The following is a 24,294-nucleotide window of genomic DNA, read 5'->3' as shown; positions in this document are numbered from 1 at the left end:
GCAAGTCAACACTCTGTTACCGACCACCAGCCCACTAAAAAATGACCGACAAATCGTCCCAGCCGCAACTGCTAAACCGGGAAATCAGCTGGCTCACCTTCAACCACCGGGTGCTGCAAGAGGCCCAGGACCCTGCTGTGCCTCTGCTGGAGCGGCTGAAGTTTCTGGCCATTTTCAGCAGCAACCTCGATGAGTATTTCAAGGTGCGGGTGGCCACGCTGCGTCGGCTCAGCAAGCTCAAGAAAAAAACCAAGGCCAAGCTGGGCCAGGACCCCGCCGAGCAGCTCAGCGAACTGCTGGCTGAGGTAGGCCGCCAGCAGCAGGCGTTCGGCGACACGTTCCGCAACCATATTCTGCCCGAATTGGGTCGCGAACATATCCACCTGATTTCGGAGCAGGAGCTTACGGCCGAGCAGCGCACCTGGGTGAAGCAGTACTTCGAAGAAAATGTGCGCGACCTGCTCTCGCCCATCATCCTCGACGACAACCTGCACCACCTGTTCCTGCGCGACCAGAGCGTGTACCTGACCTTCTACCTGACTGAGCCGCACAACCCCCAAAAGCACGATGAGGAGCGCGTGCTGGCCATGGAGCTGCCCACCAAGCGCCACGGCGGTCGTTTCGTACGCCTGCCCGACGTGGGCACCGAGCACTACGTCATGTTTCTCGACGATGTAATCCGCTGCTGCGCGGCCGCGCTGTACCCTAGCTATGGGAAGGTGCAGGTACACGCGCTTAAGCTTTCGCGCGATGCCGAGCTCGATATTGATGAGGAAGTATCGGATAACCTGCTGGCCAAAATCAAAAGCAGTTTGCAGAAGCGCGCCACCGGCTTTCCGGCCCGCCTGCTCTACGACCCCGCTATGCCCGACGCCATCCTGCAGGCCATTGGGCAGAAAACCGGCATTGGGAAAGAGGAGCTGGTAGAGGGCAGCCGCTACCACAACTTCCGCGACTTTTTCGGGTTTCCTGATTTTGGTCTGACGCACCTGCAATACGCGCCCATGCCGCCGCTGCCGCACCCCACACTGCCGCGCACCGGCTCGCTACTGGCCGCCACCGCCCGCCGCGACCACCTACTGCACCCGCCCTACCAGTCGTTCGATTACGTGACGCGCCTGCTCAACGAGGCGGCCCGCGACCCGCAGGTGAGCGACATCAGCATTACGCTCTACCGCGTAGGCAGCAAGAGCGCCGTGGCTAAGGCCCTGCTGAAGGCGGCCAAAAATGGCAAGCAGGTAACTGTGGTAGTGGAACTGAAGGCGCGCTTCGATGAGGAGAGCAACATGTTCTGGGCTGAGAAGCTGCAGAAAGCCGGTGCCAACGTCATCTATGGTATGCCCGGCCTGAAGGTGCACAGTAAGATGCTGCTCATCACGCGGGCCGAAGAGGGGCACAACCGCCTCTACGCCTACCTGAGTACGGGCAACTTCAACGAGGCAACCAGCGAGGTATATGCCGACTACGGGTTGTTTACGGCCCACCCCGAGCTTACCCGCGAGGTGGCCGAGGTATTCCGCTACTTCCACGACCACCTCGACAAAACAGGCCAGTTTCAGCATCTGCTGGTGGCCCCCTTCGAGCTGCGCCAGCAACTCAACGCTCTCATCGACCACGAAATAGAGTTGGCCCGGAAAGGCCAGGAGGCCTACATTATTCTCAAGCTGAATGCGCTGCAGGACGAGCGCATGATTGGCAAGCTCTACGAAGCCTCCGAAGCCGGTGTGCGCGTCGAGCTGCTTGTCCGGGGTATTTCGTGCCTGATGCCCGGCCTGCCCGGCCAAAGCACCAACATTCAGCAGCGCGGCATCGTCGACCGGTTTCTGGAACATGCGCGCATGTATGTGTTCGGCAACGGGGGCGACGAGAAGCTGTACGTGGCTTCGGCCGACTGGATGAACCGCAACCTCGACCGCCGGGTAGAGGTAGCCTTCCCCATCCTGGATCCTGATCTGCGGGCCGAACTGCTCGACCTGCTCAATTTCCAGCGCCAGGACAGCGTGAAGTCGCGCGACTGGCAGAATAACTTTGTGGGGCCAACCGAGGAAGCCGCCGCCGCTGAGGGCGAGGTGCGGGCGCAGTTTGAAACTTACGCCTACCTCGCGGCTTTAGCCCGCCCCGCCCGCAAGCGCCCGGCCACAGCCCCCAAAAAGGCGGCTAAGTAAGCCGGGCAAATGCCGAAGCCCAGCCCGGGCAGATACTCCACCTGCAGAGTATCTGCCCGGGCTGGGCTTTTTTATTCTGGCTGGGCTGCCTGCATTTCGCGCAACCACTGCTCGGCGTGGGTGATGTTATCAAACACCTGAATTTCCAGGCCTTCGGGCAACGGGGCGTAGTGAACGGCAGCCATTTCGCCGGCCAAGCCGCCGGGCTGCGGAACGTGGGCCACGTAGCGCAGGCCCAGCGCCATGGCTCGTGGCAGCCATACTTGGCTCAGCCAATCCATCGAATCGAACCAGGGGCCGCGTAGGCCGCTGTTATCATTGAGCAGGTAGGGGCAACGAAACTGTTGCTCAACTTCGAGCAGGTGGCCAGCCCCGGCATAAGCCTCCGCCACGTCCACATAGCCCAGCCACACAGCCCGCAGCCAGCCCGGCAGCTCCTCATAGTAGACCGTGCAGCTGCTGTCGTCAGTTAAATCAATGTTTTGGGAAATTTGCATGAGTTGGCCGAAAAGTGCGTCAAGTACTTTTGAACGCAGCTTGCCGGGGAGTAGGTTGCTACAGTGGCGTTCCAAAAGTAGGCCAGGCACTTCCAACAGCCAACCGGTGCCGGTTTTCTCTCGGTAAGCTCCACCTGACCCCAACCCCTGTTGCCAGTTAGGTCGGCAGTTGGCGCCTGCGCCGATCTGACCATCCGGTTATTTGGCGAGCTTACTGAGCAGCTTGCGTGGGGGCACTAGAAACAGTTCTACGCTGAAGTAAGGTGCTCCGCCCAGCGTGTTATCCACGGCCCGGGTGCGGCCGCCGCTTAGGATACCGAGCAGGCTGCGGCGGTAGTTATCTTCGTTGAACGCGCTGAATCCCACATTGTAGCGGTAGCCCCCTTCGAGGCCAAACCAGAGAAAGTCGTAAATCTCGCGCTCGGCCCTTAGCCGCAGCTTTAGCTCCCGCTGCCGCACAATGAGGGTGCGCAGGTCGCCCAGCGGCTCACGGAGCTTGATGTTATAGTTCGAGCCATCGACGGTATAGCCCCCGAACAGCAGCGTCTTGGGGTCGAGGTTGCGGCGCAGCGTTACGCGGGCCGGAAACAGCGACTCGACACCCCAGCGTGGGTTGAAGGTGCGGTTGTAGAGAATAACTGGGTAGATGCTTTGCCGCCCGAACGTATAGCTAAGCTGCGCCCCCACGCCCCAGGAAAAATACGGGCTACGCTTCCAGCCATAGATAAACTCGCCCGATGTTCTCAGGTAGTCTTTCACTGAAAGCTCCGAGGAAGTATAGTCGCCGTTGAGCTCGGCCTTTACCCGGGCCAGATACCAATGCACCTCATCGACAGGCCGAATGACGGCCAGCTGGGTGCCCAGGGTTTTAAGGCCCTTATCCTCCAGGTCGCGGTAGAATACCGCGTTGCCAGGCTCGCGAAACTGGAACTCCTCGCGGTCGTAGTTGAAGCCCAGAATCACCTTGAGGTGAGGTCGGTTCCAGACCGGAATGTAACCCTTGATGAAAGCCCGGCGGTTTTTGATAACCGTGGTGCTGGTTTCACGGTCGCCTTCTTCTGGTAGGCGGGTGGTAATGCGGAAATTGCTCAGGCTCTCAATATTGGCCACCACGCCCTTGCTCGGGCCCATGCCCACCACCGAGGGTACGGCAAACTGCTGGGCCTGGCCTACCTGGTTAGCCTGCATCGTATCGGTGGCCAGCGGGGCGGGCGGTGGATACACGGGCGGATTGCTGGGCTTTACCTGCGCCTGCGCCACGCTGCCGGCCAGTACAGCAGCCGCGCTCAGGTAGTAAAACAAACAACGGGTGGGGGGCGAGAAAACGGGCATACGGGAAAGGGCTTAACGGCTGGTTAGGGCCTTAACGGACCAAGCCACGAAAAGGATGAAATAGCACCGGCGTCGACCGCGAAAACAACTTTCAGCGGCAGAAAAAAGAGCCTCACCCCGCGGAAACGCTGCTAAAAGCGAGTCGTACAAACGGGGTAGAGGCTCTTCGTGGCCGCCGCAGGAGCGGCTGATAGAGGCTGAGGCAGCGCGCTGGGCTAGAACAGGAAGTCGAAGCCCACGAACAGCAGCTTCTCTTCGCCTACCGAATAGGTGGCGTTGATGACGGCCTGCTTGAGTACATCAACCCAGACACCGCCACCGTAAGCCGTGTGGAAGGCCTTAACGCCAGTCTTCACGTCGTAGGGCGAATATACCCGGGCGGCATCGGCCAGGCCCAGGAGGCCGAACTTGCCCGGTACCAGATAGGCATTGAACTCGAACAGCTGCACGCGGACCTCACCGTTGGCAAACACCGACGAGCGGCCGGCGTAGCGGGTGCGGCGGTAGCCGCGCAGGTTGGTGGTGCCGCCCAGCGTGCTGGCCTGGTAGAAGCGGTAGTCGCCCAGGTTGCGGGTGGCTCCGATGCGGCCGGCCCAGGTGAGCTGAAACGGGAAGTTGGGCGACAGATAGAAACGGGCCTCGGTAGCCAGGCGGCTATAGCTGAGCTTCTCGCCCCCGAGCTGGCGGTTGTACTCAGCCGAGTTGTAGATGCGCAAGCCGATACGCGGGTTTTTGGGCGAGGAGGCTACATCGAGGTTGAGGTAGGCCTTGCCCCCCAGGTAGCGGTTGAGGCCGAAGTCGGAGGAACGAATGCCAACGGCGGCTCCGCTCACGCCGTTGCCGGCTACGTCCAGGCCCCGCTCAATCTCGCGGCCAATCTGGTTACGCTCTACCCGAAACTGGTCGAACTGCGGGCCGAAGCCGAGCTTGAGGAAGCTGAAAATTTCCTTTTCCAGCATCGGGTTCACGTACAGCCGCGAGAAGCGGATGCGGTACGTGTCGTTGATGTCGCGGTTGCGGGTGTCGTCGTCGTCGGCGAGGGTGTTGCGGGTGTCATTGCCCAGGCCGAAGAAGTTGTAGAGCAGCTGGGGGCCGTAGAGTTGGGCATCGAGCCGCAGGTCGAGCTTGCCAATGAGGTCGACGAAGTGGCCCTTGTAGCGCACGTTGTAGGCGCTCTGCGAGGGCGAGTAGTTGGCCGCCAGGCTTTGCTCGGTAGCGTAGGGCTCCTTGCGGAAACCGTAGGTGCGGTAAGTCACTCCGCCACCCAGAAACAGCCGGTCATCGACATTGTAGCCGAAGTACAGTGCGGGGCCGAAGTAGTTGAGCGTGTAGTCTTTGCGGTCGGCGCGCGAGTGCACATCGTAGCGGCTCACATCGAGGCCGGGCTCCAGGCGCAGGCGGGCGTCGGGGCCGGCGACAATCACGTTGCCCGAGTCGGCATCAAACACCTGCAGGCGGTGGGCCAGCCCGCGCACGTTCGAGCGGTCCACAATCGAGTCGCGCTCGATGCCGCCGATGATGCGGACGAGCGGGCCCTGCTTTACGTCGCCGGTCAGCTCGTACTGGTCTTCGCCGGCAAAGCCGTACAGGCGCAGCTCTTTGGTTTCCTTGTTGTCGAAGGTGCGGTCGAAAATCATCTTCGTCAGCTCGCCTTCTTTATTGATTTTCTGGACCGAAACGCGGGTTTTACCGGGCAGGCGCTCCACCACAAACCGTTCGCGCTTCTTCGAGCCTTTTACTTCGGCCACCTTGTTCAGCATGCCCGAGTAGTCGGCTGCTACTTCGGGCAGCAGGTCGCGGCGGCTTTTCAGCTTGGCCACAATTTCGGCCCCGTGCAGGGCATAGATATCGGCCGGAAAGCGGCCCTTGATGGCGTCCTCAATCACCTTGTCGGTGAGGGCCGCCTTCATTTCCTGGGCCTGCTCTACCCACTCTTCCTTGGTTACTTCGGCCAGGTACACGCGGTCGTTGCTCAGGGCCGTCAGGTTCAGGCCCTTCCAGTCGGCGTAGTCGTAGCCAAAGTTCTGAAAGTTGCGGATGGCCCACTTGCGGGACGCCAGATACGGCAGCAGACCATCGCCCTTGAAAAAGGCAATGTCGCGGTCTTCGGGCACGGCCGTAAACTTCCGGTCGCCGTCCTTGTCCTTCTTCTCGGCCCAGCGCCACTGGTCCTCGTGCCGGTCCCAGTCGCCCACCCACATATCAAACAGGCGCGAGCGGGCAAAAGCCACTTGCTTCACGCTGTTGTCGTTGTCGTCGGTGATGCGCTCAAACACTTTGTCGGTGCCCACCAGGTTTTCGGCGAATCCCAGGCTTGCTACATTGCTCTGGTCGTCCTTGGCATCTTCTTCGAGCGTACCGGTAATGTTGCCGAAGCGGGGCAGGTACTGGCCCAGCAATGGGTCCTGGGGTACGTAGCGCAACTCGGGGTTGGTGTGCAGAATGCCGGCCGCCGACCCCAGCGGGGGCAGGGCAATAGCGGCGTAAGGGTGCTGGGCCGAAATCTGATCCTGCAGCACATCGGCCGCCGCGCCGGTGCGCAACGCGGCCGGCAGCACGGCCGCCGGGTCCTTATCGATGCCGCGGAAGCTGAACAGGCGGCCTTCTTCGTTGCGCAGTTTCAGCGAGGTGGTCTGCTTACCGCCGCCCACTTTATAGGGCGTCAGGCCGCCCTTCTCGGTGGCCAGGTCGAGTACCGGAAACGTGACGGGCGTAGCCCACTCTTTCCGGTAGTGCTCACCAAACAGAAACTTGTGAAACTTGCCCCGATCGGCGTAGCGGGGATTAACGGCCACGGTAATGGTCGAGTCGCGGTAATCGGGGCGGTTGGCGGGCAGGCTATTGGTGGGCTGCTCGGCCACGGCTACCTCGGCCTGCCGGGCATACATGGGCGTGCGGAACACGAGGCGGCCGGTGTCGCCGGTGCCATCGGGCACATAGTACTCTACCCACACCTCGCCGTTGTCGTAGTAATTCACGCGGGCGAAGCCTTTTTCCTTGTCAGAGAATTCGGAGGTACCGCCTGATCCGGGCTTTACGTGCTGGGTTTTGCAGCCCGAGCCGCTGACAATGTGGTTGAGGTTGCCCACCTTGAAATACTGCAGGTTGTGCTCGTGGCCGGCGGCGTATACAATGTTGGGGTACTTCTCAAAAATATCCATCAGGCCCTTTTTGTAGGCCTGGTAGAGCGGGTGCGGAATGTCCTGGCTTACGCCGCCATACTTGCGGGCAAACGGGTAGATGGAGCCGATGACGGGCAGCGGCAGGTAGGCATATTTATAAACGATGGAGAGCGGGAAGATATGGTCGCCGAGCGTAAAGTAGCCGCCATGAATGCCGTCGGAATACAGCGGGTGGTGGGCTACAACCACAATGTTTTTGCCGGCGTTGCGCTGGATAATGTCTTCGAGGCGGGTAAAGAAGTCGGTTTCGTTGGCCACACCGCAGTTGCTGTTGCCGCCGGCCGGCCGGTCGCCGGCGGGCTGCAGAAACCACTGCGAGTTGATGGCAATCATCACCAGATCATCCTGTAGCCGGATTTCTACCGGGCCGGGGCAGGCATCGCGGGGCAAAAAGAAGTCGCCGGTGTAGGGGAAAGCGGCCGAGTCGGAGCGCAGGTAGTCCTCTACAAACTGTTGCTCGCGGTTTACCTGCGCCACGCTGCCCCGCTGGCCCTGCTTCCAGTCGTGGTTGCCGGGTATCATGTACTTCTCGCCCGCGTAGTCGCGCAGGGTTTTCAGCTGGCCAACCATGCGGCGCTCCGACTCTTTGCGGTCGAAGTGGCCCTCGGGGGGCAGGCCGTACTCGTAGATGTTGTCGCCCAGAAATACGGTGGAGCTCTTGGCTCCGGCCGCCAGAATCTGCTTGCGCATCAGGTTAAGCGAGGGCTCGCCGCCATTCGACTCCAGCTCGGGCTTGCCCACGTCGCCAATCAGGAACATGGAGTAGCGAATGCGCGAAGTATCGGGTGGGGTCTTCGACTCCCAGTTAACACCGGCCCCGCGGTAGTTAGGCCGCTCGAGATGGGGCGTCTGGACCTTCGCTTTTTTCTGGGCCAGGGCCGGAGCCGTAACGCCGAACATGGCCAACAGCAAAGTCAGCAGCAGATAATTTCGATTCATACAATAAAACAGGGAGTGCGAAGTCGGGGGCGGGGCGCAGCGGGCGGGGCCGGCTACAGGCTGAACAACAAAAAAGACCGTAAACTTACCCAATACAAGGCATAAATACCGTTCGGCCCAGGCCATTGTGCTGCCCTACGCAATTCGCGGAAGCACGGTTGGGGCCGGTGTGCCAACTTCGCGGGCCCGAATAGCGTTGTAAGCCCCATCGGCCCCCGTTTACTCTTCTCGTGCCCCCGCTCTTCCCAATGGAAACTGCTCTTACCCCGTCTCCGGCCAAAGCCGAAATTATCAAGAATGCCAAGGCCCACGTGCTGGCCCTGCTCGAAGAAAAACTGCCTTCCAAGCTTGTTTACCATTCGCCCCGGCACACGGCCCAGGTGGTGAAGGAGGCCAAAGCCCTGGGCGAGGCCGCCGGCCTGGAGGCTCCCGACCTGGAGGTGCTGCTGCTGGCCGCCTGGTTTCACGATGTGGGCTACATTGATACCTACGACGGCCACGAGTTCCGGAGCGCCGAGCTGGCGGGCGAGTGGCTGGCCGGCCAGCACTACCCGCCCGATCGTGTGGCGCTGGTGCAAAGCCTCGTTAAAGCCACGCACCGCGAGGCCGAGCGCCGCACGCCGCTGGAAAAGCTGCTCGTAGATGCCGACATGAGCGGTATGGGCCGCGAAGATTTCTTTGCCAACGGGGAGTTGCTGCGGGCCGAGTGGGAAGCCGCCCTGGGCCGTACCTTCAGCAACACCGACTGGGCCGAGAGCCAGCTCGACTTCCTGTCCAACGCCCACTTCTACTCGTCGGAGGGCAAAAAGCGCTACGAAGAGCAGTTCAAGGAAAACATCAAGGCTCAGCGCAAGGCCCTCAAGAAAACCGAGAAAAAGCGCAAGAAGAAGGATGAGGAAGCCGAAGGTACCTTCGCCGAGCCCAAGCGGGGCATCGAAACAATGTTCCGCACCATGTACAGCAACCACATGAAGCTGTCGGATATGGCCGACAAGAAGGCGAGCATGATGATTTCGCTCAACGCCGTGCTCATGTCGCTCATCATCACCTACTTCGGTGCCAAGCTGGGTAGCACTTCGGCGGCCCTTTCCGATATGACCGTTCTCCAAAACCCTATTATTGCCGTGCCAATGGGTATTCTGCTGGCCACGGCCCTGGGCTCGGTGATTACGGCCATCCTGTGCGCCCAGCCCGATGTAACGAGCTTCAAGTGGCTCAAGCGCAGCCCCCAGATTGCCACCAACCGCCGCGTGAACCTGCTGTTCTTCGGTAACTTCAGCAAACTCAGCCTCGACGACTTTCAGGGCGGTATGTACGAGCTGATGAAAACCGGCGACTCGGTGTATACCAACATGATAACCGACGTGTACTACCTCGGCGACGTGCTCACCCGCAAATACCGCCTGCTGCGCCTAAGCTACACCATCTTCATGGTGGGCCTGATTCTGACGGCGCTGTCGTTCGGTATCGCGCTGCTGTACAAGATGTAACGTAAGTAAGAGCTGTCGGAAGTCCTGAAGTCAACAAAACGTCATGCTGAGCTTGCCGAAGCATCTCTACCGTAACAGTAATCCTATGCTACTGCGGTAGAGATGCTTCGGCAAGCTCAGCATGACGTTTTGTTTAGAGTTGGCTGCCTTGCGAACGGCCTCTGTACGGGCTTTTCGCGGTGCTCTGGACGCGACGATAACCCGAGTATCTAACCCGCCACCAGCCGGGCCAGCCCCCGCAGCGAGCAGCCCAGGAAGCGGTGTAGCCGGCGCAGCTGGCCGAACTGGATGAGGCGCGAGCTGCTGGCAATGTGGCCGTAGCGCAGCTCCAGCGTGAGCAGGCAGGAGGTGTCGGTTATGGGTTCGAGATGAAAGAAAAGCAGGGCGTTGGGAAAGAGGCGGAAGTGCGAAATCTTCTCCGCGTACGTGTAGCGCCCGTCATCGTCGCGCAGTATCTGCACGGTCTGGAAATCAATCTGGCCATTAAGCACTGCCACCTTGTAGCTCGTGCCCAGCCGGCCGGCCTTGCTCACATCGAAGCGGCTGGCCGTGGCCCCGGCCAGCCAGCAATGGCGCAGGCGCAGCGCCCCCACCACCCGCAGGGCATACTCGGCCGGTACAGATAGCGGCCGGCGCACCTTCAGGCGGCCGCTGTGGCCGGGCATGGGCTCGTCGGTGCTGGTGGAGCCGGGCAGCGAGGGGGCGTTTAGCAGCAGCCGCAGCGGCGAGAGGTAGGCGTAGTGGTAGGGTGTGTGGCCCAGGAAGTCGTAGTGCGTGGAGCCGGGCAGCAGGCGCGTCCAGGCGAAGGCGCGGGCCAGTTCGGCCCGCGGCTGGGTGCTCGTATAGCCCTCGGTGAGCAGGATGTACTCGGCGCCGGAAATGTCGTTTTTCAGCAGCCGATGCACCACAATCACGTCGTGGCCCATCAGCTTGGTGTGGTGCCGAATGCGGGCCACGCTCACGCGGCCGTAGTGCACCACAATTTTAAGCGTGAGCACTAGCTCGCGCAGGGCAGCGGCCAGGTCCGAATCGGTGTCCTGCTCCACCAGCAGCAGGTAGTTCTGGAAATCGAGGTAGATACGGCGGCACTGCTGCACCAGCTCGCGGGCCGAAGGAGGCGGGCCGAGCCGGTAAAACAGCACGGCGTCGCCCTGAATCTCGTTTACTTCCAGCTTCAGGGTGTTGGCCTCAATGAGGATTTCGAGCAGATCGGCGACCAGAAACGGGGCCTGCGGGCTGCCCGACTGCTCGATGAAGCGCGTGAAGCCGCTGATGTCGGGAATGAACAGCAGCGCTGGCTGCTGCCCGTCGAAGGCCGAGGTGGCCACGGTGCCAATCCGCCGCCTTCTGGCCCGTAAGTCCTCCAGTACGCCCATAATAGTTGGGAAAAAGGTGGCTGCAACAACGCCGCCCGCCGAATATACGCGCCATTTGGCCCGCCTGCGCTTTCGGCGTACCTTTGGAGCCGAGGTGCCCGGCTGCGTAGTTTAATGGATAAAACGAGCGTTTCCTAAACGCTTGATATGGGTTCGATTCCCGTCGCGGCTACTTGAAACCGTGTTTGCAGTTTGCAGACACGGTTTTTTATTTGCCACGGTGCTATGCGGAAAACTCAGGGCTCAACCGTAGCATTGTCGGTAGGCATAGGCAAACCTGAACGGGGCCGGAGGTAGAGCAGCGCTAGTGCTCCAAATAGCAGCAGTACTTCCAGCACCCACGCGGCGGCATGTAGTGGCGGACTCGGCAGTTGCGGCAGTGTAAATCCGTTGTCGACGAGATGATTGAGTAACACGGCTCCCATCACCATCAGCAGAACGGTGCGGGCCCCAGTGTCTCCCCGCCGAACAACGTAGGCGATGAGCAAATAGAATCCGAAACCGGCTGCCCAAACGGCCCAACTCAGCACGCCGACGGGTAAGGGCCAGAACGCCAAAAAGCTGATAATAGAAAGTGAAGCTGCGGCAAAAAGCAGGTTGCCAGCCAGCACAGCGGGTTTGCGAGGAGGGGGCGTAAGCATAAGGTAATTGGCAATGCTATAGTAGGTGGGACTTCTTACCCAATCAACCCCGTGCTCATGGCGTAGCGGATGAGGGCGGCGGTGTTTTTGGTCTGGGTTTTCTCGATGATGTTCTGGCGGTGGGTTTCGATGGTGCGCTTGCTGGCGAAGAGCTTATCGGCAATTTCCTGGTTGGTGAGGCCCTCGGCAATGAGCTGCAGCACCTCTAGCTCGCGGCCCGAAAGCTCGGTATGGGGTGGCGCGATGGGCCAGCCGCTGCGGGTGCGGTAGGGCATGGCGGCCAGCGGGGCGGGCACGGGCGTGCGCTCCACTAGGCGGCGCAGCAGGCCCAGCCCGATTTCGGTGCACAGAAAAGGCTGGTTGGCGGCCACCGTGCGGATGGCGTGGATGATTTCGGTGCTGTCGGCATTCTTGAGCACGTAGCCCAGGGCCCCGGCTTCGAGCATGCGGTGCACGTAGTTTTCGTGGTCGAGCATGGAGAGCACCAGCACCCGCAGTTGCGGAAACTGCCGGCGCAGCAGCGGCATCACCGCAAAGCCGTCGAGCACGGGCATGTTGATGTCGAGCAGCACCAGGTCGGCGGGGGTGTGGGCCAGCAGCTCCAGCAGGGCCTGGCCGTTGGCCGCCTCGCCCACCACCTGCATGTCCGCCTCGCGGGACAGCAGCGCCCTGATACCGTCGCGCAGAATGGTGTGGTCGTCGGCGAGTAGAATTCGAATCATCGTTGCGGGGCAGGAGGCAGGAGGCAGGAAGGGGAGGTGCGGTGGGTACAATATAGTATTTACCAGGTCCGCTGGCAATCGACCGGGCGGCTCAGAGCAGGCCGGCCAGCCCGTTGATGGCCAGCGCCACCACGGCCGTATTGAAGCCGAAAGCCACCAAACCGTGCAGCAGTGCCAGCCGCCGCATCTGCCGGCTGGTAATGCCCACATCGGAGGTCTGGGCCGTCATGCCAATCACGAAGGCGAAGTAGGCGAAATCGAGGTAGTCGGGCTCGGGCTCGTCGCCCGGAAACTGCAGCCCGCCAACCGGCCGGCTGCTGCCGCTACCGTAAAACACGTGGGCGTAGCGTAGCGTGAACAGCGTGTGCACCAGCAGCCAGGCCGCCAGCACGGCCACTGCCCCCACCACTACCTCGGGCCGCAAGGCCCCGGCCGGGTCGGCCTCGCGGCCCACGGCCAGCAGCTGGCCCACTGCCAGCAGGCTGGTGCCGGCCAGCAGCACCACCGCCCCGAGCGAAATGGCCCGGCCGGGGTCTTCGCGGCTGGCCAGGCGGCGCAGCTGGTCCACATCGGCGGTTAGGATGATGGCGGCGGCGACCAGCAGCGTGAACAAAGCAAACACGTCCCAGACGGCCAACAAATACAGCAGCGCCGGCCAACCCGCCGGTAGCAGCAAGTAGGCCAGGGCGGCCGGCAGCAAGCCCAGCGACAGGCGCTGCCAGGCCGGCAGCTGCTCCAGCAGCCGGAGCACAGAGGAAGGGGCGCTGGCGGACGGTTGCAACATAGAAAATCGGCTAAACAGATTTTTCTGCGTAAGCTACGGCATCCAATCTATCGTTTGCATGAACCCAGCTCCCCTTTCGGGCCTCTACACGCCCTCGCTCAGCCTGCTCACCGACTTATACCAGCTCACGATGGCCTACGGCTATTGGCAGCAGGGCCTGCAGGACCGTGAAGCCGTATTTCACCTCTACTTCCGCCGTCCGCCGTTCAAGGGGGGCTACGCCGTGGCCGCCGGCCTGGCCTACGTGGCTGACTTCCTCGAAAACCTGAAGTTTTCCGACGACGACCTGCGCTACCTGGCCAGCCTGCAGGGGGCGAAGGGCACACCCCTGTTTCCGCCGGAGTTCCTGGAGTACCTGCGGACTATGGAATTCAGCTGCGACGTGGACGCCATGCCCGAGGGTACGGTGGCCTTCGCCAACGAGCCACTGATTCGGGTGCGCGGGCCGCTGCTGCAGGCCCAGCTGATCGAAACGGCCCTGCTCACGCTCGTCAACTTCCAGACGCTGATTGCCACCAAGGCCGCCCGCATCTGCGAGGCCGCCGGCTCCGATACGGTGCTGGAGTTCGGTTTGCGCCGCGCCCAGGGCACCGACGGGGGCCTTTCGGCGAGCCGGGCCGCCTATCTGGGCGGGGTTGATGCCACCAGCAACGTGCTGGCGGGCCAGCGGTTTGGCATTCCGGTGAAGGGCACGCACGCCCACAGCTGGGTAATGGCGTTCGAGGATGAGGAAACGGCCTTTACCGCCTACGCCAAGGCCTTCCCCGACGACTCGGTGTTTCTGGTGGATACCTACGACACGCTGGAGGGCGTGCGCAAGGCTATTAAAGTGGCCCGCGCCATGCGGGCCGAAGGGCACGAGCTGGGCGGCATCCGCCTCGACTCGGGCGATTTGGCCTACCTGAGCCGCGAGGCGCGGGAGCTGCTGAATGAGGCCGGCTTCCCCAACGTGCGCATCGTGGCCAGCAACGACCTGGAGGAAAACCTGATTATCAGCCTTAAGTCGCAGGGGGCGAAGATTGATACCTGGGGCATCGGCACGCAGCTCGTAACGGCCTACGACCAGCCGGCGCTGGGAGGGGTGTACAAGCTGGCCGCATTGCGTAAGGCTGATGACTCGGGCTGGGATTTCACTATCAAGCTCAGCGAGCAACTGGCCAAAACCAGCATCCCCGGCATTCTGCAGGTGCGCCGCTACCAAACCGATAAGGGCCAGCCCCGCGCCGACATGCTCTACAACACGGCCGAGCCGCTGACGGACGGCCCGCTCACCATCATCGACCCGCTCGACGCCTCCCGCCGCCGCGTGGTGCGGCCCGACACGCCCTCGCGCGAGCTGCTGGAGCCCGTGTTTCGGCGGGGCCAGCTGGTGCAGCCGCTGCCGACGCTGGATGAAAGCCGCACCCGCGCCCACCGCGAAGTGCTGGCCCTCGACCCCAGCATCCGCCGCTTCCTCAATCCCCACACGTACCCCGTGGGCCTCGAAGAAACCCTCTACGACTACCGCAACCGCCTGATTCTGGAAAAGCGCGGGTTGGAAGAGGCATAAGCTGCCTGCCCGCGGGTGCGCCCGCAACATTTCGGGGGCCTGTGGAATGACCTCGATGCCATTACCGACACCTGCGTTACGCTGTAGCGCGTGTTGCCGCAGGGGAGTTAATACCCCGCGAACAAAGCCAAATTGGCCCCAGACCATTGCGCTCCATCTGGCAGCGGAGCGGAATACTTTGGTCAGCTTTCGGTAGCTCTGCCGGGCGCTGGCATATCGGTAAAACAACCGAGTGCTACTTAAACGGCAGCATGGCAGTCCTCTGGAAATCAAACAGGGCGCCTGCTATGACGGGCATAGCAGGGCGCCCTGTTGGGCGGGTTGCTGCGCTACGAGATGATGACCTCTACGCGGCGGTTTTGCTGGCGGCCTTCGGGGTTGTCGGAGCCGTCGGGATTGGTGTTGGGGGCGATGGGGTTGGTTTCGCCGAAGCCCTGCACCTGGAGCTGGCCGGCGGTACCGGCTTGGTGCTGGCTAAGCCAATCGGCAATGGCCTGGGCGCGGCGCTGCGAGAGGATGCGGTTGTAGGCATCGTCGCCTTTGGCATCGGTGTAGCCGTTGATGACGACGCGGCTCTTGGTGTACTGTTTCACTACTTCGGCCAGCTTTTCCAGCTTGGGTAGCGCGCCGGGCTTGATGTCGGCTTTGTCGAAGTCGAAGAGCATATCGGTATCGAAGTTGATAACCAGACCCATATCGGTCATTTTGCCGCCCAACTCACTGGCCGCGCCAGATAAGTCGCTAACCTGGCCGGTGAGCTTCTGGCCCTGATCGGGGCGGGGGGAGGGGGCAGCGGGAGCCGAGCTGGCCGGCGGGACCGACCCAACCGGCGCGTTGCCGGTGCCGGTGAGGGGCTGGCCGGGCGGGGCCGTGTTGGCGGCGGGCTGCTGGTCGGAGCAGCCCGCCGCCAGCAGCACCGTTAGCAGTAGTCCGACCGGGCTGAGGGCGCAGCTCATCGCTGGATAGCAATACCGTCGAAGGAACCCATACCCGGCAGACTTAGCGAAATGGTGCTGCTGGTAGCGGGCGGGGCCGGAAACTTGAAGGTCATGATGCCCGGGCCGGCTTTGCGCGCACTCACCGACACGCTTTTTTTGCTGTAGTCGAGCGGCAGGGCCATGTAGAGGCCGGTTTGGTCTTTGAGCACGTTGTACTTGCGCGCGGTGGCATCGTCGATGTAGGACACCTGATCGATGTCGGCGCGCACGGTTTCGCTGTTGGAATCCATGGTGGGAGGCAGGGAGGCCTGCAGCTCCACAGTCATAATGTCGCCGATGACGCGCACTTTGGTGAGGGCTACCTGGCTGCCTCTGGGGCCGGGCTGAGTAGCTAGGGCCGGGGTAGCGGGCGCTGCCGGCGCGGCCACTTCGGCTCGCTCGACGCCGGCCGAAGCATCGGCGGGGGTGGCGGGCGTTGGGGCGGTGGCTACCGGTGGGGTGGTGGTTTCGGTGGTTTTTTCCGGACTACAGGCGGCTAAGCTCAGGGCGAAGGCGCCGGCGACAAACAGAGACTTTTGCATGGGATAGGGGAGTAGTGAAGCTTATCGGTACGGCACCAATGCGTTGCGGGTTAGCGGCGGCCGGTAGTGGCGGAGCAGACCAGAATCGGAAGGCGGCTAAAAAACGGCCGGCGGGGCCGGGCTGGTAGCCGAAGCTACCGGAACAGGCTTACTGCTTCATTTACAAGATTTTGGCAATCAGCGACAATCCTGGCTGCCAGCTGTTGAAAACGACTGCGTGCTTTGGCACCCAACCTTTCACCAATCCCCAACTCCTTCCAAACTCCTATGAAAAAGCAACCATTGTTCTCCCTTCTGCTGGCCGGGCTACTGTATGTAGGCGCAACCGGCGTGGCTTCGGCCCAAACCATGGCTTCTCCTGCTGCCACGGCTTCGACCGGCAAAGACCTGGCCGCCAGCGCGGCGCTTTCGCCCAACCACAGCACGCTGCTTAAGGCGCTGGGTGCCGCCGGCCTCGCCGACCAGGCCAAGGGCGCCGGCCCCTACACGGTATTCGCCCCCGATAACGCGGCCTTCGACAAGCTGCCCGCCGGCACCGTGAACACGCTGCTGGAGCCCGCCAACAAAAAGAAACTGGCCAACCTGCTGGCTTACCATGTAGTAGCCGGCAACGTGATGGCCGCCGACCTCAAGGACGGTCAGGTAGTGAAGACGGTGCAGGGCGAGTCGCTGACCGTGGGCATGAAAGACGGCACCGTGACCCTCACGGATGCCAAAGGTGGCAAGGCCACCGTCACGAAAGCAGATATCAAGACCACCAACGGCGTGGTGCACTCCATTGATACCGTGCTGATGCCCGCCAAATAAGCGCCGGAATTCAGCGTAAAAAAGGCCGCCCGATTCGGGCGGCCTTTTTTTGTGGGGTCGGGGGCTGGTTGGCACCAACGCTGACTTGCGTGGCAGACCAGGAAGCTAAGAAGCTGGTTGCAAAGTCAACAGAAGGTCATGCTTTATCTGGCGTCCGCGAAGTCGAAGCATCTCTACCGCTTCGTAGCAGTCATCCAACGAAGCGGTAGAGATGCTTCGACAAGCTCAGCATGACGTTCTGTTGACTTTGCAAACAGCTTCTAAAACTAGCTGCTGGTTATGCCCTATATGGCTGGGGACTTGGGGGAGCGGGCGGCGGTGTTGATGGTTTGGCGGGCCGACTGGTAGGCGGAGTAGAAGGCGGTCTGGGGGCGCTGGTAGCGCAGCAGGTACTTATCGATGCGGCTGCGGAGCAGGTTGTTGGCCTGGCGCAGATCGGCGGACATTTGCTGCTTGAGGGCCTTGCCGGTGGCAATGGTGGTGCGGGGCGTGGTGAGCTCCTGCTGGAAGGTGCTGATGGCGGCGCTCAGGTCGGTGAGCTCCTGGGGCGTGACGTCCTGCTGGGCGAGGGGCTTGGCGTGCTCGGTGGCCCGGGCGTGGAGGTTGCTGCTGATGCGGAGCAGGTCGGCATCGGGTTGGCGCAGGAGCTGCTTTTCGGTGTAGTCGGCGTCGGTGTGGAGGGTGATGTCGTCGCGCTCGTCGGCGAGGGCGAGCAGGGCGGCAGCGACTTCGGCGGCGCGGCGGGCCAGCAGCTGCTTGGTTTGCTTTTTCACGGCGCCGGGTTGGGCGGGGGTGGCGGCGTTGCGCTGGCGGTCGGCGGTGGGGTCGAGGGCCGCGACGAGGGCGGCCAGCTCGTCGTGGGCTTTGCCGAGGGCCTTGTTGGTGGCGTAGAGCGCGGCGTGCTGGTCGAGCACGGCCAGGGTGGCTTGGAGCATCGCCAGCTTCGCCCGTTGGATATTGTTTATAAGGGTATGAGGGTTAGGGAGTTTGTCGGCGTAATATAGAGGATAGTGGAGAAGGTAGCGCTGGGAGGCTCCACTATATTTCAGCCCTGATGCACGCGGTAGGGTCGCCGGCCCGCGTGGCGGCATCGAAACCCTACGTAGCAGCTTGATTCGGCCGCGTTATAGGTTCGTCCGGCCGCGTTATGGGTTCGATTGCGCGCGTTATGGGTTCGATTGCGCGCGTTATGGGTTGGATTGACCGCGTTACGGGTTCAATACGCCGCGTTATAGGTTCGAATGGCCGTGTAGTAGGTTGCGTGTGCGGCGCGACAGGTTCAACCAGCCCCGCTGGCGAGGTGGTAACGGCTGTTGATGAAGTGGCGGAGTGACAGTCCCGACTGGCGGCTAGGAAATATTCGGCATATTTGGGAAAGCCCTCTTTCGTATGGACTACTACGCGCATATTTCTATCAACCCCGAAGTACGCTTCGGGCGGCCGTGCATTACGGGTACGCGCATCAGCGTGGCCGATGTGCTGGGCTGGCTGGGCCACGGCCAAACCATAGCGGAGATTCAGGAGGACTTCCCGGAGCTGACGCAACATCAGATTCAGGCCTGCCTGCTCTATGCCGCCGACCGGGAACGGTACCTGCGTATTGCCGGATGAAACTGCTGCTCGACGAGAACATTTCTTACCGGGTAGTGGCCCTGTTGACCGAATCTTTCCCCTGCTCGGAACAGGTGCGGCGGTTGGGGCTGCTGGGTAAAACCGACCGTCTGATTTGGGAGTACGCCCGGCAGCACGATTTCATCATCGTGACCCATGACGAGGACTTTATTGAGCTGAGCACGCTCTACGGAGCCCCGCCCAAAGTGCTCCTCTTGCGGGTAGGCAACCTGCCCACTGCCGCCCTGGCCACGCTGCTGCGGCAGCACCAAGCCACGATAGTAGCCGAGCTGGCCCCCGACACAGACACGCACTGCCTGACCCTATACGGGGAGCGTCGGTAGCCAAACTTCGTATAGGGTAGCCCCAACTTGCCGCGTTACGGGTTTGTTTAGCCGCGCCCTTACCGACCCCTAGGAAACGCGGTGGCGTGGGTTGTGGTAGGGCGGTTATTATCGCGCCGGCAAAGCCAAAGTGGAGTGGGCCGAAACCATTGCTCCGCATCTGGACCCATACAGAAATACTTCGCCTAGCTTTCAGTATTTCTGTATGGGTTTGAGCTATTTATAAGGCTCATTTTCAGACTGAATTAGGCGATTTTTTCGTTGAAATAAATAACTCCCAGCACCTTGTCAATAGCTGGGTCAGTGAAGAGGATACAATCACCTTCTGCCAGTTCTGTTTCAATGAGCCGAACTTCTGTCAGCTGGCTTTCTTCCAGCGACTGTACCGTTTCGGCAAGGCCTTCATACCAGTCCCCAGTTACCTTCCGTGACAGGTCAAGTCTGGTGCTATAAACGTCGTACATATGGAGACGGGGCATTACGAAATTTACTTTGGCCGCTGCTGCCAATGTCCTTGCTAATGCTACTATAGCTTCACCCCTTACTGCCTCAGGCATGAATAGTCGACGTAGCTCATCTTGTGACATCAAGGGCATGGCAGTTAGGTAAAATGGGTGCGCATAAAAATAGGTACTCCGACAGTAGTCGAAGTGCCTATATATTTCGTGAATTTCCGCTATTACACCCCTACTGGCTCCTCGCTGCCTAACTCGCTGAGCAGGCGCTTGGCGGCGGCTACGCTGGTTACGTTTTCGAGGCTGAGGACGAGCTGCTGCTTGCGCTCCTTCATGCTGGCCGAGTTGGGGTGGGTCTGCACGTAGGAGAGGATGTTGCCGAAGGTGTCGCTCTGGAAGTAGGCCGCGTTGTTTTCGGCCGCGATGTAGCCTTTGAGCTTTGCTACTGTTCAAGCGTAGCCCAAAACTCCTCTTTGCTCATGCCCAGCGTCCGAAGGCCGTTTTTGAGAATGAACTCCGGTACGGGGTCGATATGCGTTTGGAAAGTGAGCGGCCGGTTAAGGTCTTTGCGGGTCCAGTGCTCGTGGCCGCCCTTGGTCCGGATGCATTGGCAGCCCACGCGCTCCAGAAACGTGCGGTAGTCGCGAATGCTCACATTACGAAGCGTCTTGATAGTCATCAGGCCAGCACCGGCAACTCCACCTTCCGGTCATATTTCCGGAAATCCTTGTGGTTTACTATATCCTGAAGCTGGTCGTTCTGGCGAAGCAAACGGCTAAACTCGGGAGCCTTATAGGTGCGCTTACTGGCCCGGCCGGCTGCTTTCCAGCCCAGGCGAACCAACTCGTTCTGTAAGGTCTGCTTATTGCCGGTGTAGCGGATGAATTCTTCCAGCGTCTCATCGAAGGAGTTCCGGGCTTCCTTCTCAGTATGGCCGTAGCCGAACATATCCAGCGCGGGTGAGAAGATGACATGCAAGTCCTCGTCGCGGTAGGAAAGCAGGGATAAGCCTACTTCCATCATTTTGCCGTTTGGGCCTGCTAAGGTGCCCCGGTATTTGAGTTGTGCCACGATTTGTAGGGGTGTGAGTAGAGCAAGCTACAATTTGCCGGACGAAGTAACAAGCAGCCGCGGATAGGGATGATATCCACCAGCGTCCGCTTGTTGTCAGCTAGTAGGCAACAAAAGCAGGAGCACATTCGCTCCTTCGCGCTACACCCCCACCGGCTCCTCGCTGCCTAGCTCGCTGAGCAGACGTTTGGCGGCGGCCACGCTGGTCACGTTTTCGAGGCTGAGGACGAGCTGCTGCTTGCGCTCCTTCATGCTGGCCGAGTTGGGGTGGGTCTGCACGTAGGAGAGGATGTTGCCGAAAGTGTCGCTCTGGAAGTAGGCCGCGTTGTTTTCGGCCGCGATGTAGCCTTTAAGCACGTTCTTCTTGTAGGTGAGGCGCTCGAAACCGGCGTGGCGGCCCTGCCAGCGCAGGCGCACGATGTCGGCCAACTGCTCGACCTCCTCGGGCATGGGGCCGAAGCGGTCGACCATGCCGGCCAGCAGCTTGCGCAGCTGCTCGGGTCCTTTGGCCCGATCGAGCTTGCTGTAGAGCTGCAGCCGCTCCGACACGTTGCTTACGTAGCTGTCGGGGATGAGGACCTGCAGGTCGGTTTCGATGTTGCACTCCTGGGGGCCGGCCGTGGCGGCGGCCTGCTGCAGGCGCTGGGTGGGGTCGCCGAGGAACAGGTCGCGGAACTCGGTTTCCTTGAGCTCGGTCACGGCCTCGTCGAGAATCTGGTGGTAGGTTTCGAAGCCCAAATCGTTGATGAAACCCGACTGCTCGCCGCCCAGCAGGTTGCCCGCGCCCCGGATGTCGAGGTCGCGCATGGCCACCTTGAAACCGTCGCCGAGGTCGGAGAATTCTTCGAGCGTGCTCAGGCGCTTGCGGGCATCGGAGGGCAAACCGGCCACCGGGGGCGTGAGCAGGTAGCAGTAGGCCTTTTTGTTGGAGCGGCCCACGCGGCCCCGCATCTGGTGCAGGTCGCTCAGGCCGTGCATGTGGGCGCGGTTGATGATGATGGTGTTGGCGTTGGCAATGTCGAGGCCGCTTTCGATGAGGTTGGTGCTCACCAGCACGTCGTAGTCGCCATCCACGAATTTCATCATGCGCTTTTCGAGCTTGTCGCCCTCCATCTGCCCATGAATGTAGGTGATGCGGGCATCGGGCACGAGGCGCAGAATCATGGCGGCCATTTCCTCGATGTCCTTCACGCGGTTGTGCACGAAAAACACCTGCCCGCCGCGCTTCACCTCGCGGGCCACGGCGTCGCGAATCAGGGTTTCGTCGAACACGTGCAGCTCGGTTTGCACTGGCTGGCGGTTGGGCGGGGGCGTGGCAATCACGCTCAGGTCGCGGGCGCCCATCAGCGAGAAGTGTAGGGTACGCGGAATGGGCGTGGCCGAGAGTGTGAGCGTGTCCACGTTCACCTTCAGCTCCTTGAGCTTGTCCTTGGTTTTCACGCCGAACTTCTGCTCCTCATCAATGATGAGCAGGCCCAGGTCCTTGAACTTGATGTCCTTGTTGGTGAGGCGGTGGGTGCCGATGAGGATGTCGGTTTTACCCTCGGCCACCCGGCCCAGCGTCTCCTTAATCTGCTTGGTGCTCTTGAAACGGTTCACGTACTCCACCGTCACGGGCAGGTTGGAGAGCCGCTCGCGGAACGTTTTGTAGTGCTGCATGGCCAGGATGGTGGTGGGCACGAGCACGGCCACCTGCTTGCCATCGGCCACCGACTTAAACGCGGCCCGAATGGCTATTTCCGTCTTGCCGAAGCCCACGTCGCCGCATATCAGCCGGTCCATGGGGTGGGGCTGCTCCATGTCGTGCTTCACGTCTTCGGTGGCCTTGCCCTGGTCGGGGGTGTCTTCGTAAATGAAGCTCGATTCGAGTTCGGCCTGCATAAACGAGTCGCGAGCGAAGGCGTGGCCGGGGGCCGTTTTGCGCTTGGCATACAGCCGAATCAGTTCGGCGGCAATGTCCTTCACCTTCTTCTTGACGGCCTTTTTCTTGTTTTCCCACTCCGGCGAGCCTAGCTTGCTCATGGTGGGCGGCGTGCCCTCGGCCCCCGAGTACTTGGCAATTTTGTGCAGGGCGTGAATGCTGACCGTGAGCACGTCATCGTCGCGGTAAATCAGCCGGATGGCCTCCTGCATCCGGTCGTTGATTTCGACCTGGGTGAGGCCCGCGAACCGGGCAATGCCGTAGTCCTGGTGAGTCACGTAGTCGCCAGGCACCAGCGTGCGCAGCTCCTTGAGGGTCAGGGCTTTTTTCTTGGAGAACTTGCGGCCCTCCTGGGCCCGGTAGAACCGCTCGAACAGCTGGTGGTCGGTGTACACGAGCAGCTTCAGCGTGTCGTCGATGTAGCCCTCGCGCAGGCCCATCAGCAGGTGCTGGAATTGCACGTTGTTGTCCAGCTCGTCGAAAATCGTGCGTAGCCGGTCGGCCTGCCGCACCGATTCGGCCGCAATAATATTGGTGTAGCCGTTGAGCTGGTTTTCGTGCAGGTTCTTCACCAGCCGCCCGAAGTCCTTGTTGAAGCTGGGCTGGGGCTTGGCCGTAAACTGGAAATCCTCGCCGGTCTTGAAATAGAACCGCTTGCCGAACTCGGCCACCGCAAACCCTTCCAGCAGCTTCTTAAAGCTCTTGCCCGACTCAAACAAATCCTCGGGCTTGCTCACAATCTGCATGCCCGCGGCCCCCGCCATCAGCTGCTGGAAGTTGGCTTCGGCCCGCTCAAACGACTCGGTTACCACGTCCAGCGTCTGGCGCAGGTCTTTGGCCCAAATGGCCGTATCGCCCGGAATAAAGTCGAGGAAGGCCTCCCGCGTCTCCTGCAGCAGCTTGGTCTGCACGTTGGGAATGATGCTCACCTGGCTCTTCTTGTCCACCGAAAGCTGGCTCTCGGGGTCAAACGTGCGAATCGTCTCCACCTCATCCCCGAACAGCTCGATGCGGTAGGGCAGCTCGTTGGCGTAGCTAAAGATGTCCACAATGCCGCCGCGCACCGCGAACTGGCCCGCCTCGTACACGAAGTCGCTCCGCTCGAAGTCGTACTCGGCCAGCATCTCGCTGATGAAGTTCACATCCAGCCGGTCGCCCACCTTCACGATAAACGTGTTGGCCACCAAACTTTTCTTGTTGATAACCTTCTCGAACAGGGCCTCGGGGTAGGTGACGATGAGGGCGCCGGTTAGCTCCTTCTCCTTCAGCGCGGGAGCGTCCGCCGAGTCCGCCCCGGCAAGCTGGTTGGGCGAAGCTTTAGCAGTAGCAGCCGCGGCGGAAGCTTTGGCCGGAGCCTGGGAAGATGCCTCATTCTGGGTCCGCGTATTCAGCCGATTGAGCACTTCCGCCCGCATGAGCACGTTGGCGTTTTCCGTCTCGTCGAAGGCGTAGGGGCGCTTGTAGGAGCTGGGGAACATTAAGGGTTCCTCGTCGGGCAGCAGGTGCTGGAGGTCGGCCAGGAAGTAGGCGGCCTCGTCGCGGTCGTGGAGGATGAAGAGCTGGGGCTGCTGGGGGTAGTTGTGGTGCAGGGCCGCGGCTAGTACGGCATCCTGCGAGCCCACCAGGCCGCGCAGATGCAGCCGGGCGGGGGCCTCGGGCTTGTCGGCCGCCTTGCCGAGTGAGCGGCGGGTGACCGGGTTGAGGCGGGCGCCCACGGTCAGCACGGTGGGGTCGAGGAGGTAGAGCTTGAGGAAGTCGGAAACCTGCAAAGGGCGGAGCGGCTAAAGCGAAACGGAAGGCAAAAGTAGTACGGCCGGCAACGGTAGAAGCCCGGCCGGGAGCAAAACCGGTCGGGCAGTACGGGCACATGGCGCGCGCGGCGCGCTAGT

At 61.4% G+C, this 24,294-nt stretch carries 21 protein-coding genes and 1 tRNA gene; 7 read left to right on the top strand and 15 right to left on the bottom strand.

Annotated features, from left to right (window positions below; genetic code table 11):
- Positions 1-41 precede the first annotated feature (41 nt).
- Positions 42-2,165, top strand: coding sequence for a polyphosphate kinase 1 (ppk1, locus tag D0N36_RS09320; RefSeq protein ID WP_116941121.1), 2,124 nt, complete (start codon positions 42-44; stop codon positions 2,163-2,165).
- Positions 2,166-2,236: 71 nt separating this feature from the next.
- On the opposite strand, the gene D0N36_RS09315 is transcribed toward ppk1, so the two are convergent.
- The 3 genes from D0N36_RS09315 to D0N36_RS09305 form a co-directional block, all read right to left on the bottom strand.
- Positions 2,237-2,662: a hypothetical protein gene (locus tag D0N36_RS09315; RefSeq protein WP_116941120.1), complete on the bottom strand. Its 426-nt coding sequence runs from the start codon at positions 2,660-2,662 to the stop codon at positions 2,237-2,239.
- Positions 2,663-2,860: 198 nt separating this feature from the next.
- The gene (locus D0N36_RS09310) at positions 2,861-3,994 is read right to left on the bottom strand and encodes a DUF6268 family outer membrane beta-barrel protein (protein ID WP_147320815.1); all 1,134 of its coding nucleotides are present in this window, start codon (positions 3,992-3,994) and stop codon (positions 2,861-2,863) included.
- A 215-nt stretch (positions 3,995-4,209) separates the two neighbouring features.
- The gene (locus tag D0N36_RS09305; RefSeq protein ID WP_242478859.1) at positions 4,210-8,115 is read right to left on the bottom strand and encodes a metallophosphoesterase; all 3,906 of its coding nucleotides are present in this window, start codon (positions 8,113-8,115) and stop codon (positions 4,210-4,212) included.
- 248 nt (positions 8,116-8,363) lie between these two features.
- Between D0N36_RS09305 and D0N36_RS09300 the strand changes: the two genes are divergently transcribed.
- A complete protein-coding gene (locus D0N36_RS09300) occupies positions 8,364-9,605 on the top strand; it encodes a Pycsar system effector family protein (RefSeq protein WP_116941118.1) in 1,242 nt (413 codons plus the stop codon).
- Between the two features lie 209 nt (positions 9,606-9,814).
- Here D0N36_RS09300 and D0N36_RS09295 read toward each other — a convergent pair whose 3' ends face one another.
- Entirely contained in the window at positions 9,815-10,981 is a 1,167-nt protein-coding gene (locus D0N36_RS09295; RefSeq protein ID WP_116941117.1) for a DUF2652 domain-containing protein, read from the bottom strand.
- 100 nt (positions 10,982-11,081) lie between these two features.
- Here D0N36_RS09295 and D0N36_RS09290 point away from each other — a divergent pair.
- Positions 11,082-11,153: transfer RNA gene (locus tag D0N36_RS09290), tRNA-Arg, on the top strand.
- 64 nt (positions 11,154-11,217) lie between these two features.
- Here the strand turns inward: D0N36_RS09290 and D0N36_RS09285 are convergent.
- The 3 genes from D0N36_RS09285 to D0N36_RS09275 all read right to left on the bottom strand — a co-directional run bounded on the left by D0N36_RS09285 (position 11,218) and on the right by D0N36_RS09275 (position 13,128).
- Complete coding sequence (locus D0N36_RS09285; RefSeq protein WP_116941116.1) at positions 11,218-11,622, bottom strand: hypothetical protein; 405 nt, start codon at positions 11,620-11,622, stop codon at positions 11,218-11,220.
- 35 nt (positions 11,623-11,657) lie between these two features.
- Entirely contained in the window at positions 11,658-12,344 is a 687-nt protein-coding gene (locus D0N36_RS09280) for a response regulator (RefSeq protein WP_116941115.1), read from the bottom strand.
- A 91-nt stretch (positions 12,345-12,435) separates the two neighbouring features.
- Entirely contained in the window at positions 12,436-13,128 is a 693-nt protein-coding gene (locus tag D0N36_RS09275) for a DUF1345 domain-containing protein (RefSeq protein WP_116941114.1), read from the bottom strand.
- Positions 13,129-13,186: 58 nt separating this feature from the next.
- On the opposite strand from D0N36_RS09275, the gene D0N36_RS09270 reads away from it, so the two are divergent.
- Positions 13,187-14,677 carry a nicotinate phosphoribosyltransferase gene (locus D0N36_RS09270; protein WP_116941113.1) on the top strand — a complete coding sequence of 497 codons (1,491 nt, stop codon included), beginning with the start codon at positions 13,187-13,189 and terminating at the stop codon, positions 14,675-14,677.
- 329 nt (positions 14,678-15,006) lie between these two features.
- Here the strand turns inward: D0N36_RS09270 and D0N36_RS09265 are convergent, their stop codons facing one another.
- Positions 15,007-15,633: an OmpA family protein gene (locus D0N36_RS09265; protein WP_116941112.1), complete on the bottom strand. Its 627-nt coding sequence runs from the start codon at positions 15,631-15,633 to the stop codon at positions 15,007-15,009.
- Complete coding sequence (locus D0N36_RS09260; RefSeq protein WP_116941111.1) at positions 15,630-16,196, bottom strand: hypothetical protein; 567 nt, start codon at positions 16,194-16,196, stop codon at positions 15,630-15,632. The genes D0N36_RS09265 and D0N36_RS09260 overlap by 4 nt, the downstream gene beginning before the upstream one ends.
- Positions 16,197-16,463: 267 nt before the next feature.
- Between D0N36_RS09260 and D0N36_RS09255 the strand changes: the two genes are divergently transcribed.
- Entirely contained in the window at positions 16,464-17,003 is a 540-nt protein-coding gene (locus tag D0N36_RS09255; protein WP_116941110.1) for a fasciclin domain-containing protein, read from the top strand.
- A gap of 284 nt (positions 17,004-17,287) precedes the next feature.
- On the opposite strand, the gene D0N36_RS09250 is transcribed toward D0N36_RS09255, so the two are convergent.
- Complete coding sequence (locus D0N36_RS09250) at positions 17,288-17,938, bottom strand: hypothetical protein (protein WP_116941109.1); 651 nt, start codon at positions 17,936-17,938, stop codon at positions 17,288-17,290.
- Positions 17,939-18,392: 454 nt separating this feature from the next.
- Here D0N36_RS09250 and D0N36_RS09245 point away from each other — a divergent pair, with 454 nt between their 5' ends.
- Together D0N36_RS09245 and D0N36_RS09240 are read left to right on the top strand one after the other, a co-directional pair.
- On the top strand, positions 18,393-18,614 hold the full coding sequence (locus tag D0N36_RS09245) for a DUF433 domain-containing protein (protein WP_116941108.1): 222 nt from the start codon (positions 18,393-18,395) through the stop codon (positions 18,612-18,614).
- Positions 18,611-18,958 (top strand): DUF5615 family PIN-like protein, encoded by a 348-nt coding sequence (locus tag D0N36_RS09240; RefSeq protein ID WP_116941107.1) that lies wholly within the window; start codon positions 18,611-18,613, stop codon positions 18,956-18,958. The genes D0N36_RS09245 and D0N36_RS09240 overlap by 4 nt, the downstream gene beginning before the upstream one ends.
- A 245-nt stretch (positions 18,959-19,203) precedes the next feature.
- On the opposite strand, the gene D0N36_RS09235 is transcribed toward D0N36_RS09240, so the two are convergent.
- The 5 genes from D0N36_RS09235 to mfd all read right to left on the bottom strand — a co-directional run bounded on the left by D0N36_RS09235 (position 19,204) and on the right by mfd (position 24,174).
- Positions 19,204-19,548, bottom strand: coding sequence for a hypothetical protein (locus tag D0N36_RS09235; protein WP_147320814.1), 345 nt, complete (start codon positions 19,546-19,548; stop codon positions 19,204-19,206).
- Positions 19,549-19,637: 89 nt separating this feature from the next.
- Entirely contained in the window at positions 19,638-19,775 is a 138-nt protein-coding gene (locus D0N36_RS09230; protein ID WP_190242594.1) for a hypothetical protein, read from the bottom strand.
- 80 nt (positions 19,776-19,855) lie between these two features.
- On the bottom strand, positions 19,856-20,092 hold the full coding sequence (locus D0N36_RS09225; protein ID WP_116941105.1) for a type II toxin-antitoxin system HicA family toxin: 237 nt from the start codon (positions 20,090-20,092) through the stop codon (positions 19,856-19,858).
- Complete coding sequence (locus tag D0N36_RS09220; RefSeq protein WP_147320813.1) at positions 20,092-20,484, bottom strand: hypothetical protein; 393 nt, start codon at positions 20,482-20,484, stop codon at positions 20,092-20,094. Before D0N36_RS09220 ends, D0N36_RS09225 begins: the two co-directional genes overlap by 1 nt.
- 141 nt (positions 20,485-20,625) lie before the next feature.
- The gene (mfd, locus tag D0N36_RS09215; protein WP_116941103.1) at positions 20,626-24,174 is read right to left on the bottom strand and encodes a transcription-repair coupling factor; all 3,549 of its coding nucleotides are present in this window, start codon (positions 24,172-24,174) and stop codon (positions 20,626-20,628) included.
- Between the last annotated feature and the right edge of the window lie 120 nt (positions 24,175-24,294).

It is taken from the genome of Hymenobacter lapidiphilus, assembly GCF_003417065.2.
In the GTDB taxonomy this organism is placed as follows: domain Bacteria; phylum Bacteroidota; class Bacteroidia; order Cytophagales; family Hymenobacteraceae; genus Hymenobacter.
The sequence above is the reverse complement of the archived record's forward strand: the minus strand, read 5'-3'. Positions and strand labels throughout refer to the sequence as shown.